The organism is Pseudomonas sp. UBA6753 (genome assembly GCF_002453565.1).
Lineage (GTDB): Bacteria > Pseudomonadota > Gammaproteobacteria > Pseudomonadales > Pseudomonadaceae > Aquipseudomonas > Aquipseudomonas putida_Z.
In genome coordinates this window covers 107922-120395 of record NZ_DKHD01000035.1, presented here as the reverse complement: position 1 = coordinate 120395, position 12474 = coordinate 107922, and the positions used below count along the sequence as shown (strand labels likewise).

Below are 12474 nucleotides of genomic sequence, written 5' to 3'. Positions count from 1 at the left end.
TCAGCCGCGCAACTGTTTGAGCTTGCGGTACAGCGTCGCCCGGCTGATACCCAGCGCCTCGGCCGCCGCGGACACGTTGCCCTGATGGCGCGCCAAGGCGCCACGGATCAGCTCCAGCTCGTTGTCCTTGAGGCTTCCGGAAGGCGCGGTGCCGCTGGCCAGTTCGTCCAGCAGGCAGTCGGTGAGGTGATCGAGGGTCAGCACCTGCTCGCCGTCCTCGCGCATGGCCAGCGCGGTGCGCACGACCATTTCCAGCTGGCGGATGTTGCCCGGCCAGTCGAAGCCTTCGAGCAACGCGGTCAGGGCCGGGTCCAAGGTCACGCCACGGGCATCTGACTTGTCCAGCAGCCCCTGGATGATCGCCGCCAGGTCATCACGCTCGCGCAGTGCCGGCAGGCGCAGCGACACGCCGTTGACTCGATAGTAAAGGTCTTCGCGGAAGTGCTGCTCCTGCACCAGGCGCTTGAGGTCGCGGTGCGTGGCACAGATCAATGCCACGTCGATGTCCTGCTCGTCGCCCGCCCCCAGTGGTGCCACGCGCCGTTCCTGCAGTACCCGCAACAAGCGCGCCTGCAGCGCTAGCGGCATGTCGCCGATTTCGTCGAGGAACAGCGTGCCGCCATGGGCCTGCATCAGCCGGCCGACCATGCCGCCCCGGCGCGAACCGGTGAACGCGCCTTCACGGTAACCGAACAGTTCGGACTCGATCAGCCCTTCGGGGATGGCCGCGCAGTTGACGGCCACGAACGGTTTGTCGGCGCGCGGGCTGGCCTGGTGCAGGGCCCGGGCGACGACTTCCTTGCCGGTACCGGTCTCGCCCAGCAGCAGCACCGGCAGGCCATTGCCCAGCCCCTGGCGGGCCATGCGCAGGTTGCGCGCCAGGCGCGGGTCGCCACCGGCCAGCGCGTCGAGCGCCGGGGACTGCTTGCCCGACGCCGGCTTGCTCACCGGCGTACTGCCGTTGACCCGGCCGTGGCGCGGCAACTGCAGGGCGCGGAAGTAGAACTCGCCCTTGGCCGTTTGCACACTGCTCACCCCGCCCTGCCACAGGCGGGCGATGAAGGCCGGTGACCGTTCACCCAGCAGGTCGCTGCTGCGCCGGCCCAACAGCTCATGGCGCGGCACCTGCAACAGCTGGCAGGCACTGTCGTTGGCAGCCAGCACTTCACCGTCCAGGCTCAGCGCCAGCAGGCCATGCCAGGCGCTGTTGAGGTATTGCGGGCGGCTGTGGAAGGCCAGCACCAATTGCTCCGGGTGGCACAGGCCGAACATACGGCTTTCTATGTTGCCGGCCGCCAGCATCAGTGTCGACAGGCTGTCCTGTGGTTGCGCCATCACCCCTTCACGGGTGATGTCGAGCACGCCGATCACCTCGCCGCGCGGGTCGCGCAGGGGTACCGAGGTGCAGGAGAACGGGCTGAGGCGGTCGAGATAGTGTTCGCCGCAGTTGATCAGCGTCGGCCGGCCTTCCACCACTGCCGTGCCGATGGCGTTGGTGCCGCGCAGTGATTCGCTCCAGCAACTGCCCGGATGCAGGTCGCGCAGGCCCTCGCGTTGCAGCACGTGCTTCTGCCCTTCGATGGCCAGCACATTGGCCTGGGCGTCGCCGAGGATAACGATGCCGGCCTTGCCCTGGCGCGCGACCAGGTAGTCCAGTTCCGGGGTAACGGCGTCGACCAGCAGGCGGTTGCGCTCCAGCAGCATGCGCAGGTCGTGGCCATGCTCCAGGCCCAGGCCGACCTGCTCGCCCTGCAGGCAGTCCAGGCCATGGCCCAGGCTGCGGCGCCAGGAGGCATCGATCTCGTCGCGCAGCATGCCCAGTGGCAGCTCGCCTTCGCTGGCCAGCTTCAGGCGGGCCTGGCGGGATTCGTGCAGCGGGTCGTGGGCGTTTGTTATTAGTTGTCGCGCCATTTTCTACTCCGGCTGTGCCCCGCTAGGTGGCGGGGAACGGGCTTGGGAATTTTCCGCAGTGTGCGGGAGAAATCCCTGGCCGTCATCAGGCTGAGGTAGAAGGTGGCATATGGTGACGTTTACGTAAAGGGACACGCAGGAGCGCCGCCTTGCTCAAGATCTGGAAGCTTGCGCAAGCTTTGTGGGAGCGGGTTCACCCGCGAAGAGGCCCTCGAGTTCGGTCACGGCTGCCGCTTGATTTCAACAAAGCCCAGATGCCCGCCAGACACCCGGCACCGTCCCATTCGCGGGTAAACCCGCTCCCACAGGGCCGGCGTCGCACTTGAGATCACACGGTACCTGTGGGAGCGGGCATGCCCGCGAACACCGGCAACGCCGGTGCCATCCTCCGCGTCGCCTGCTTCGCGGGCGCGCCCGCTCCCACAGGGACGGCGCGGGCTTCGAGTTGAAGCTGAACCTGTGGGAGCGGGTTCACCCGCGAAGAGGCCCTCAAGCTCAATCACGGCTACCGCTTGATTTCAACAAAGCCCAGGCGCCCGCCAGACACCCGGCACCGGCCCATTCGCGGGTAAACCCGCTCCCACAGGGACGGCGTCGCACTTGAGATCACGCGGTACCTGTGGGAGCGGGCAGGCCCGCGAACACCGGCAAAGCCGGTGCCATTCACCGCGTCGCCTGCTTCGCGGGCGCGCCCGCTCCCACAGGGACGGCGCGGGCTTCGAGTTGGTGCTGAACCTGTGGGAGCGGGTTCACCCGCGAAGAGGCCCTCAAGCTCAATCAGGCTGTTGATTCTGGCTCAGGTACTTGTCCACCGTAGCCTGTCCCTCCCCCGCATCCCCCGCCACCTGCCACAGCCGCCGTTCAATCCCCTGCGCCAGCAAATGCCCCACCGCCGCCTCGATCGCCGACAACACGCACAGCTGCGCCGGTTCGTTGGTGGTGTACCCCACCTCGGCCTCGAGCAACTTCTTGAACTCGATGAACTTGAACACCCCGGCACTACGGCCGACCGAATAGATGGTCTTGCTGGTCATCACATTGGCCAGCACCTGCCCGGTGCGCACGTCCACCGCGCGCAGGTTCACGGTCACCTGGTCGACCCGGTACTCGCGGGAGATGTCTATACCTAAGTAGCGGGCACCTTCGCCGCCGCTGCGCACGTTGGTGTCGTAGGCGATGATGCCGCCCTCCAGCATCAGGTTGGCGGCCTGCAGCGGTGGCAGTTCACCCATGATGTTTTCCGGCACGTCGGGCTTTTTCTGCGAAGCTCGGATGATCTTGCGCTCGGTCAGCAGGTTCTGCAGGCCTTCACGCTCCAGCACCACGAACCAGCCGCTGGCGTTCAGGGCGTCCATCAGCATGCTTGCCGCGCCCTGGGTGACGCTGGTGGAGAAAGAGCTGGCCGGGGTCGGCTTGTACTGCCCGGTCTGGTCGCGGAAACCGTACACCACCGCCATCAACCGGCCCTTTGGCCGTGGCATGTTGATCAGGTCGTAGTAGGTCGACGCACGGGGGGTCAGGGTCGGGGTTTCCGAGTCCTGTTCGGCGGGCATCGGTTCGCGCAGGCCACAACCGTGCAGACCCAGGGCGGTGAGGATCAGCAGCGTGCTCAGCAGACGTTTCATGGTGTTCTCTCCCCAACAAATAGCCTTGCCCCTCAAGGGTTCAGGCCGCTGACCTCAATGATCGAAATTTCTCCTGTGGCGCGATCGGTGACCTTGATGCTCAGGGCCCCGGAATCGTCGATGACGTCGATGAGAAACGCATCGGTCGCCATGCTGCCGGTGTTGCCGTTACTGATGTTGTCCAGCAACTGCGACAACATCCGCGACTCCAGCTGGTTGCTGAAGCGCTCCAGGGCCGTGGTGCCGGTAAAGGCCGAGGAACGGTCCTTGAGGTCGGGGTCGTCGTAGTCGTTCTGCGCCTGGGCGTTGTTCAGCAACCAGGTGCCATTGAGCGGGTTGCCGCCAAAGGCCGGGTTGACCGGGGTGTACACCAGCTCGGTGGCCTGGGCGGCACATGCGCTGGCAAACAGGCAGGCGGCGATGCAACAGGGTATGTGGTGCTTCATAGCTCGTCCCTCTCCAGATCGGTGGTGTCCTGCAGCAGGCGTTGCAACTTGCGTTGGATGATTTGCTGCTTGACCAGGTCGGCTGCTGCAACGGCCTCGTCCTTGAGCTCGGTGGTGTTCGGCGGCAGGAAGCGGCGGTACACCACCTCACGCTCGAATTCCACGGTGACCAGGCTGCCCCAACGGGCATCCGGGCGTTCGCGCACCACCAGGTTGAAATCAAGCCGGCTGGTGGCGCGCAGGCGGTCGGCGAAGTAGTAGTAAAAGTCGTGGCCGATGTGCGAGATGGTGTTGTCGACGATGAAGCCTTGCATCTCGTCCTCGTCCCCGGCCCTGGCCCTGGCCGAGGTGGCCAGCACTGCCACCAGCAGCAGGCCCAGGCACAGCGCGGCCAGGCGGCTCATGGCGTGTCTCCCGGGCCGGCATGGGTCTGCACGCCACCGGCACTTTCGGTAAAGGCCTGCTCGGCGACGAACTGCCAGTCGCTGTAATGTTCCAGCCCATCGAAACCGCTCCATTCGGCGCTGAAGCCACTGCGCTTGAACGGGGTGGCGTCCGAGCGGCTGTGCACGCCGGTGATGCGGCCATCGATCGAGCGCAGCAGGCCCCAATCGTCACTGTTGGTGATGGGGTCGGGGTACAGCCGGCGAATGTGCCGCCTGGCCTGCGGGAAGCGGTTGTCCTGCAGCAGGTCGGCCAGTTCCTGCGGATACTGGGCCAGCCCCGGCGAGGCGCGGTAGTAGCTGCGCAGGGCCTGGGCATACTGGCTGCCCACCCACAACAGCTGGCGTTCGCGGTCACGCTGGGCGGCACTGGCCCAGAGCGTGCCGGTGGCGGCCAGGGCCACGCTGCTGACCGCAATCAGCAGCAACACGCCCAGGTAGGTAAAGCCGGCGTCGGCCTTACCATTCCGCGAACAGGCTGCCATCGCGCGCCCTCCCTGTGGCACCGCTCTTGATATCGGCCACGCCGCCGGCCACGCCTTCAGGCGGTGGCACCAGCTGCCAGGCATCGCTGCGCTCGGTGATCGGGTCGATCGGGGTGTTGCGCAGGTAACGCTGTTCCACCAACTGCTCCAGCGAGTCCGGGTAGTGGCCGGTGTCGCCGTAGTAGTGGTCCAGCGCCTCGCGCAGCACCGCCAGGCTCTGGCGCAGGGTGGCTTCGCGGGAGCTTTCCAGGCTGTTGAAGTAGCGCGGCATGGCGATGGTCATCAGCGTGGCGATGATCGCCAGCACCACCAGCAGTTCGATCAGGGTGAAGCCTTTGCTGCGTTTCATGGCTGTCACCATTGCCCGTAGGGGATGTTGTTCAGGCCTTTGCCGCGGGCCTTGGAATACACGTCGAACACGTCTTCGCCTTCGCGCGGGTTGTCGGGGCTGCTGTCGTAGGCGCGCAGCCCCCACCCGCCTTCGTCCTCACCCTTGGCCGCCACCAGCGGGTCGTGCGGGATGCGCCGCAGGAAGTAGAACTTGGCGCCCTTGGCGCTGCGCACATCGCGCACGCCGTCGACCAGCACCTGCAGGTTCGGCGGGTAGCCACTGGCGTCCAGGCGCTTCTCGATGTAGCCGGCATCGAACGCGCGCTTGTAGGCGTCGATGGCGTCGCGAATCTGGTACAGCGCCTCGCGCAGCTGCTGTTCCTTGCCGCGGCGCACCACGGTTTCGGTCAGCGGCGCGGCCATGCTGGCAAGCAGCCCGAGCAGTGCCAGGGTCAGCACCACCTCGATCAGGCTGAAGCCCTGCATGCGGCGCTGCGCGATCATGGCCGCGGGCTCCCTTTGGCCGGGGCGATCGCCATTTGGCTTTCCACCACCGGGGCATCGGTGGCCGGGGCATTGCCAGGCACATCCTCCGGCGGCAACGGCGCCATCTGCCGCACCTGCATGGCCGACTCGGTGCCGGTGGCGAACTCCATGTCCGACGGGCTCTGGTACGGCAGGTTGCGCACGATGCGCGGGGTGATCGCCAGCACCAGCTCCGACTTGCTCATGTCGTCCTTGTTGCTGCCGAACAGCCGGCCCAGGCCAGGGATGTCGCCAAGGCCCGGGATCTTGTTGCCGCTGGCGTTGTGGTCGTTGCGCACCAGGCCGGCCAGCACCTGGGTTTCGCCATCGTGCAGGCGCAGGGTGGTCTGGGCGTTACGGGTGTCTACCTGGACCGGGATGGTGCCTTGGCGCGTGGCTTCCAGCGGGGTGGCGTTGCTCACCTCCAGGGCTACCTTGATCGCCACTTCGTTGTTCAGGTGCACGGTGGGCTGCACCTCGAGCTTCAGGCCCACGTCCAGGTAGGTGACGCTTTCGGTGATCACCGGGCCCTGGGTGGACGGCACCGAGGTGGCGCTGATGATCGGTACCCGCTGGCCGATGTGGATGCGCGCCTGTTCACGGTTGCTGACGCGGATCACCGGGCTGGCCAGGGTGTTGATGTCCTTGTCCTGGGCGTTGATCTTGGCCTGCGGCGCCGGCGCGATGCTGATGCGGCTGGAGTCGATGCCCTTGAGCTGGTCGAGCACGCTCACCGGCTGGCCGTCGGAGCTCAGCACGCCGAAGGTGTTGGGCCATTGCAGGCCGAGGTCGAGGATGCGCGAAGTGGCCACTTCCATCACTTCCACTTCCAGCACCACCTCGGGGTTGGACTGGTCCTGCGACTGCAGCAGCTTCTCGGCCATGCGCACGGCATCGGGGGTGTCGCGCATGGTCAGGGTGTTGAGGCGTTCGTCGACGAACACGTCGCGGGTCTTGAGCATGGTCTTGACCATGTTCAGCGCAGTGTTGGAGTCGATGCTGGTCAGGTAGAAGGTGCGCATGACCAGTTCCTGGTAGTCCTTGGTCTTCTGCGGCGAGTCGGGGTAGATCATCAGGGTGTTTTCGTTGACGATCTTCTGCCGCAGCTGGTTCTGTTCCAGCAGCAGCGCCACGGCGTCCTCGATGCGCAACTCGCGCACGAAGATGGTGGCCTTCATGTCCGGGCGCATGTCCTTGTCGAAGATGAAGTTGATGCCGGCGACCTGGGACAGCACCTCGAAGATGGTCTTCAGGTTGGCATCGCGAAACTCCAGGGTCACCGGCCGCTCCAGCTTGCTGCGCAGCTGCGGGAACGGTTGCGCGGTGCGCGCCTGCACGTTCTCGATGTCGCTGCGCAGGGCAATGCCCTTCTGGTTCTGCGGGTCCAGTCGCAGCACTTCGCGCATGTAGCGCTCGGCACCGAACAGGTCACCCTGGCGCAGCGCCGCCTGGCCCAGCGCCACGCGCTCGTCGAGGGTGCGGATCAGCTCCAGCTGGCGGATGCCTTCCTGGGCGCGGCGGTTGTTCGGCTCCAGGGTCAGCACCCGGCCATAGCCCATGCGGGCGCTGGCGAAGTCGTGGCGGATGCGGTCGGCGTCGGCCTGGGTCAGCAGCGCCTCGACCGCGGCCTGGCGGCTGTGGGCCAGGGCGATGTTCAGCTCGGTGTCACGCGGGTCCTCGCGCAGGGCTTCTTCCAGGCGGGCGATGCCGGCTTCGTACTGGCCCTCCTTCATCAGCTGGTCGCTGTCCTTGCGTACCGCGCTGGAGCCGCAGCCGGCAATGGCCACGCACAGCGCCACTAGCAGGAACGGAGCCGGTTTGCACAGCTTTGACGACTTCATGGTGCGCTCCCTACAGACAAAGTCTGCGACTGATGCAAAGGCAGGTAGACCAGGTGCAGCTCGCTGGCCGATACCCGTTCGAGGCGGTAGGTGTCTTCGATCACGTCGCCCTGGCGCACGACGTAGAGTTTTTCGCCGCTCTGCAGGAAGATCTGCAGGTCGTCGCGGTCGCCAATGCGGCCAATGAACTGGAATGGCAGGGCCGGGGCAGTCGGGGCTGCGGCTACGGCGGGTGCGGTGACCACGGGTTGTTCGGTGACGGTGGCCAGGGCCTGGGGTTTGGTCCATTGCTGGGTCGGGAAGAGATCTCTGGAGGCTTGTTCCGGCCCTTTCGCGGTGGTTCGGCGCCCCGACGCGCCCGCTCCCACAGGGTCGGCGGCGCCCACAGCTCCTGTGGGAGCGGGCGCGCCCGCGAAGGGGGCAACACTGTCTTCCTCGCCGAACCAATGGCCCGGGGCCCAGGCCAGCGCCGCGCTCACGCCGAGGAAGCCAACCCAGATGACAGCACGTTGTGTGTTCATCACGACCTCGACAGGTAAAGGGTCATGCGCAGGCGGGCATTGAGCTCGCTGTCGCCAATGCGTTTGCGTTGCAGCTCCAGGTCTTCCAGCACCAGGGTCGGCAACTGCTTGAGCAGGCCCTTGAGAAAACCGCGAATCTGCGGGTAGCTGCCGCGTACCGGCAGCACGATCTGGTAGCGCGCCAGTTGCGTCCTGGGGTCGATGCCCAGGGCATATTCGCCACGCGCCAGGCTGATATGCTCGGCGCTGGCCAAGTGGTACAGGCGCTCGATCAGCTCGCTGGCCCGGGGCTGCCCCGGCAGTTGCTGGCGCAGGCTGTCGAGGGCCTGCTGCTCGGGCTTGATGGCGATTTTCAGCTCGCCACGCCTGACCCGCTCGACCTGCACGCTGGCGTCCGCTTCAGCAGCGCGCAGCTCGCGCAGGTTCTGCCATTGCGGCAACACCCCGGCGCACAGCACGCCCAAGGCCAGCAGGCCCACCGCAACCGCAGCCAGGCCGACCGGGCCGACGCGACGCAGGCGTTCCTGGAGGATCAGGCTGTTCAGCGATTCACGGGCGCGCATGGCCGGTCTCCCAGGTAGCGGTGAGGGTGAAGCGCACCGGGTGCTCGGGCTGCGCGGCCAGCACCTCGTGGTTGAGCAGCGACACATCGCTGAGCTCGGCACTGGCTTCCAGGCGCTGGTGGTACTGCAGCATCGCTTCCAGGTTGCGCGCCTCGGCGGTGATGCGCAGCTGGCCTTTGCGCGCGTCGGGGGCCAGGCTGAGCAGCGCCACGTCGTCCTGGGGTTGCGCTTCAAGCATGGCGAACAGCTGCTGCCAGGGCCGTTGCAGCTGCTGCGACACGCTTTGCATCTGCGCCAGGCGCTCGGCCTGTTCGCGGTTGGCGGCGCTGCCCAGCGGTGCGACAGTGGCCGGGCGACGGCCCAGTTGCTGCTCCAGGCTGTGCACGCTGGCCTCCACTTCGACCTGCTCGGCCTGCAAGCTTTGTTGCAGCAGCACCAGGCCGGCGACCATGGCACTCGCCACGGCCAGCAGCGACCAGGCCAACGGGCTGTTGCGCCGGGGCTGGAATTCCAGGTCGAGGCGGCGCATGTCAGGCCACCGCCCGCCACATGGCGCACAGCGGGTCGGCGTCGCTGGCCGGCTGGCACAGCTGCACCGCCGCCAGTTGCGGCACTTCGCCCCGGCCCGGGGCATGCAGGTAGACCCGTGGCAGGTGCTCGCCGTACAGCTCGCAGGTGCGCTCGATCAATGCTTGCAGGGCCTGGTCGCTGTCGGCGCAGCCTTGCGCCAGCACTTGCTGCCAGGCCCCGCCAGCAGCCAGCAGCAGCACGCTGCGGCGCGGTTCGGCCAGGACGAACAGGAAGTCGCCCTGCCCCAGCTGCGCCGAGCAGCGGTTGTAGGCGGCCATCAGGTACGGCTGCACCGAGCGCAGGCTCAGGTGGCTTTCCCGGCCCAGCGCCTGCAGCCGCTGCAGCAGGGCTTCGGGCAGCGCCGTGGCGATGCGCGCGGCGCCGGCCGGCTCGGGCGACAGCACGATGCGCCAGTCGTCCAGCGGCTGCCCGTAGAGGTTTTCGAAACAGGCCCGGGCGTAGGCGTCCAGTTCGCGCGGGTGGCTGATGGCATCACTCCAGGGCACCAGGCAGAAGCGGCTGTAGCGGGCCGACAGCAGCACCCGCAACTGGGCACCGCGCACGGCATGCTCGGCCAGCAGCGTGGCCAGGGCATCGACGGCGGCCTCCCAGGCCGGTTGGGTGGCATCGCAGGTGAAGTCGCGGCTGCCCAGCCATTGGTGGTGATTGGCGTGCCAGCTACCCAGGCCTGCACCTTCGGCGCCGAGTACGGCACTGTATCTGTAAGCGCCACGATCAGATGAATGTGACACGGTTGATCTCCTCGAGAGTGGTACGGCCATCCCGGACCAGGTCCAGGGCCGAGGCCCGCAGCAGGCGCAGGCCGCGCTGGCAGGCGAGGTTCTTGATTTGCGACAGGGGGCGGCGCTCGACGATCATCTGCCGCAGGTCGTCGTCCAGGTGCAGCAGTTCGGCGATGGCGCTGCGGCCGCGGTAGCCACTGCCGCGGCACTGGCCGCAACCCTGGGCGCGGACGAACTTCCAGCCGGCCACGCCCTCGCGGGTCAGGCCTGCGCCGTACAGGGTGTCGTCATCGACTTCGCACGGCGTGGCGCAGTGCGGGCAGGCCAGGCGGATCAGGCGCTGGGCCAGCACCGCATTGAGCGCAGAGACGAAGCTGTAGGGGTCGACCTGCATCTGGCTGAAGCGGCCGATCACATCGAACACGTTGTTGGCGTGGATGGTGGTGAACACCAGGTGGCCGGTGAGCGCCGACTGCACGGCGATTTGCGCGGTGTCCGGATCGCGGATTTCACCGACCAGGATCTTGTCCGGGTCGTGGCGCAGGATCGAGCGCAGGCCGCGGGCGAACGTCAGGCCCTTCTTCTCGTTGACCGGGATCTGCAACACGCCGGGCAGCTGATATTCGACCGGGTCCTCGATGGTGATGATCTTGTCCACGCCGTGGTTGATCTCGCTGATCATGGCGTACAGGGTGGTGGTCTTGCCGCTGCCGGTGGGGCCGGTGACCAGGATCATGCCATAGGGCTCGGCGGCCAGCCGGCGCAGGGCGCGCAGGGTTTCCTCGGCAAAGCCCAGGGCCTGCAGCTGCACGCCGCTGACCCGGTCGGAAAGGTCCTGCTTGTCGAGCACCCGCAGCACCGCGTCTTCGCCGAAGATGCTGGGCATGATCGATACCCGGAAGTCGATTTGCCGGTCGCCCACGGCAACCTTGAAACGGCCGTCCTGGGGCACGCGTTTTTCGCCGATGTCCAGCTCGGCCATCACCTTGATGCGCGAGATCACCTGGTCGGCGAAGGCGCTGCCGCTGGCCTTGCCGGCGCCGTTGAGCACACCGTCGATACGGTACTTGATGGTCAGGCCCTGGCCGGTCATGCCCAGGTGGATGTCGCTGGCGTGCAGCTTGAGGGCGTCGTACAGGGTGGAGTTGACCAGCTTGACCACGCGGCTCTGGTCTTCGCTGATGCTGGCCAGCGACAGGCGCTGCAGCGGGTCGCTTTCGCTGCTGGTTTCGGCGTCGTGGTCAAGGGCGTCCACGGCGTGGAAGCTTTCTTCGTGGCGGGCCAGGAAGGTGGCCAGGTCTGCGGCGTGGGCCAGGTACAGCGGTGCGCCTTGCAGCACGTCGTCGATCCAGGCCAGGCGGGCGTGATCGAAGGGGTCGGCGAACACGCCCAGCAGTTGGCCGCCCTGCTCGATCAGCACGAATTCACGCTTCAGGCACATCGCCAGGCTGACCTTGTCGAAGCGTGGGCTGCTGGCCAGCAGGGTGTGGCTGCCCAGCACCGGGTAATGCAGGGTCAGGCCCAGGCGCTGGGTGAAGGTGTCGGGGGTGTCGCCGGCCAGCTGTTCCAGGCGGGTGAGCAGGCGTTCGTCGCTGGTTTGCAGGCGGGCCTGGGCCAGCAGGTCGCGGGGGTAGGCTGAGAATGGTGTTGGATTCTTCGCGGGCATGCCCGCTCCCACAGGTACAGCGCAATCCTGAAGGCAACGCGAATCCTGTGGGAGCTGGCTTGCCGGCGATAAGGCCGTAACGGTTGCATCGAATGCTTCTGGCATGGCCTGCGACTCCGCTCAGGGGCGCGTCGCAGGCTGGCTCGGCCAGGGGTGCGGGCGCCGCTATTCCCCTGTGAGCAGTTGATCGTCGTCGGGCCCTGGGGGCTTGGCGCCATTACGGCGGCGGTCGGCCAATACCCAGCTTCCATCGTACAACTGCAGGGGGAACGATTCGTTCCTGTTCTGGCGTCGTTCGACGAACCCTTCAGCCGGGTTGTCCGTGGCCCTGCGCCGGCGCTCGATGCCCATCAGGTCGAAGACTGCACGGGCCAGTTCCACCAACGGGAACGGCTTGAACAGGACATGGCTCACACCCAGTTCGGCGGCCCGCTCACGCACCTCGACGGTGGGGTGGGCGGTAATCAGCACGAAGTGGCACTGCCTGTTCCTGCGTACGGTCTCCAGAACCTGAAACCCCTCCATGTCGGGCAAGCGGTAATCCAGCACGATCACTTGCGGTGCCAGGCTTGCAGCCTGCTCGATACCACTGGCACCGTCGTGGGCAACATGAACTTCCAGGCCTTGCGCCTGCAGGTACGCTTGCAGGTTCTGCGCAAGAGTCTGTTCGTCATCGACTACCAATACTCTGTTCACCAAGGTCGACTCCCAAGAACTGCCCGGTAACCCGGTCTGCGAAGTGCGCCCCTGTACAGGCTTGAGCAGGCTTCGTGCCAGGCGTGAATAGTCATGCTGAATAACCGTA

General features: G+C 66.6%; 14 protein-coding genes. All 14 read right to left on the bottom strand.

Annotation, left to right across the window (positions count from 1 at the left end; translation table 11 throughout):
* On the bottom strand, positions 1 to 1911 hold the full coding sequence (locus B2790_RS15035) for a sigma-54-dependent Fis family transcriptional regulator (RefSeq protein WP_286919107.1): 1911 nt from the start codon (positions 1909 to 1911) through the stop codon (positions 1 to 3).
* Positions 1912 to 2684: 773 nt separating this feature from the next.
* Positions 2685 to 3536, bottom strand: coding sequence for a CsgG/HfaB family protein (locus B2790_RS15030; protein WP_085615427.1), 852 nt, complete (start codon positions 3534 to 3536; stop codon positions 2685 to 2687).
* Positions 3537 to 3568: 32 nt separating this feature from the next.
* The gene (locus B2790_RS15025) at positions 3569 to 3982 is read right to left on the bottom strand and encodes a curli assembly protein CsgF (RefSeq protein ID WP_286919106.1); all 414 of its coding nucleotides are present in this window, start codon (positions 3980 to 3982) and stop codon (positions 3569 to 3571) included.
* Positions 3979 to 4386, bottom strand: coding sequence for a curli production assembly/transport protein CsgE (gene csgE, locus B2790_RS15020; protein ID WP_286919105.1), 408 nt, complete (start codon positions 4384 to 4386; stop codon positions 3979 to 3981). Before csgE ends, B2790_RS15025 begins: the two co-directional genes overlap by 4 nt.
* Positions 4383 to 4910, bottom strand: a complete 528-nt coding sequence (locus tag B2790_RS15015; RefSeq protein WP_013972856.1) for a type II secretion system protein — start codon at positions 4908 to 4910, stop codon at positions 4383 to 4385. Before B2790_RS15015 ends, csgE begins: the two co-directional genes overlap by 4 nt.
* The gene (locus tag B2790_RS15010) at positions 4885 to 5259 is read right to left on the bottom strand and encodes a type II secretion system protein (RefSeq protein WP_024087221.1); all 375 of its coding nucleotides are present in this window, start codon (positions 5257 to 5259) and stop codon (positions 4885 to 4887) included. Before B2790_RS15010 ends, B2790_RS15015 begins: the two co-directional genes overlap by 26 nt.
* Positions 5260 to 5264: 5 nt before the next feature.
* Positions 5265 to 5744, bottom strand: coding sequence for a type II secretion system protein (locus tag B2790_RS15005; RefSeq protein WP_015270589.1), 480 nt, complete (start codon positions 5742 to 5744; stop codon positions 5265 to 5267).
* A complete protein-coding gene (locus B2790_RS15000; RefSeq protein WP_137164141.1) occupies positions 5741 to 7606 on the bottom strand; it encodes a secretin N-terminal domain-containing protein in 1866 nt (621 codons plus the stop codon). The genes B2790_RS15005 and B2790_RS15000 overlap by 4 nt, the downstream gene beginning before the upstream one ends.
* The gene (locus B2790_RS14995) at positions 7603 to 8127 is read right to left on the bottom strand and encodes a hypothetical protein (protein WP_286919104.1); all 525 of its coding nucleotides are present in this window, start codon (positions 8125 to 8127) and stop codon (positions 7603 to 7605) included. Before B2790_RS14995 ends, B2790_RS15000 begins: the two co-directional genes overlap by 4 nt.
* Positions 8127 to 8690: a GspMb/PilO family protein gene (locus B2790_RS14990; protein ID WP_286919103.1), complete on the bottom strand. Its 564-nt coding sequence runs from the start codon at positions 8688 to 8690 to the stop codon at positions 8127 to 8129. The genes B2790_RS14995 and B2790_RS14990 overlap by 1 nt, the downstream gene beginning before the upstream one ends.
* Positions 8677 to 9219, bottom strand: coding sequence for a PilN domain-containing protein (locus B2790_RS14985; protein ID WP_274079793.1), 543 nt, complete (start codon positions 9217 to 9219; stop codon positions 8677 to 8679). The genes B2790_RS14990 and B2790_RS14985 overlap by 14 nt, the downstream gene beginning before the upstream one ends.
* 1 nt (position 9220) lies before the next feature.
* Positions 9221 to 10012, bottom strand: a complete 792-nt coding sequence (locus tag B2790_RS14980; RefSeq protein WP_274079794.1) for a hypothetical protein — start codon at positions 10010 to 10012, stop codon at positions 9221 to 9223.
* Positions 9996 to 11669 carry a GspE/PulE family protein gene (locus B2790_RS14975; protein ID WP_286919102.1) on the bottom strand — a complete coding sequence of 558 codons (1674 nt, stop codon included), beginning with the start codon at positions 11667 to 11669 and terminating at the stop codon, positions 9996 to 9998. The genes B2790_RS14980 and B2790_RS14975 overlap by 17 nt, the downstream gene beginning before the upstream one ends.
* A gap of 165 nt (positions 11670 to 11834) precedes the next feature.
* Positions 11835 to 12368, bottom strand: a complete 534-nt coding sequence (locus B2790_RS14970) for a response regulator (RefSeq protein WP_031325917.1) — start codon at positions 12366 to 12368, stop codon at positions 11835 to 11837.
* Positions 12369 to 12474 lie beyond the last annotated feature (106 nt).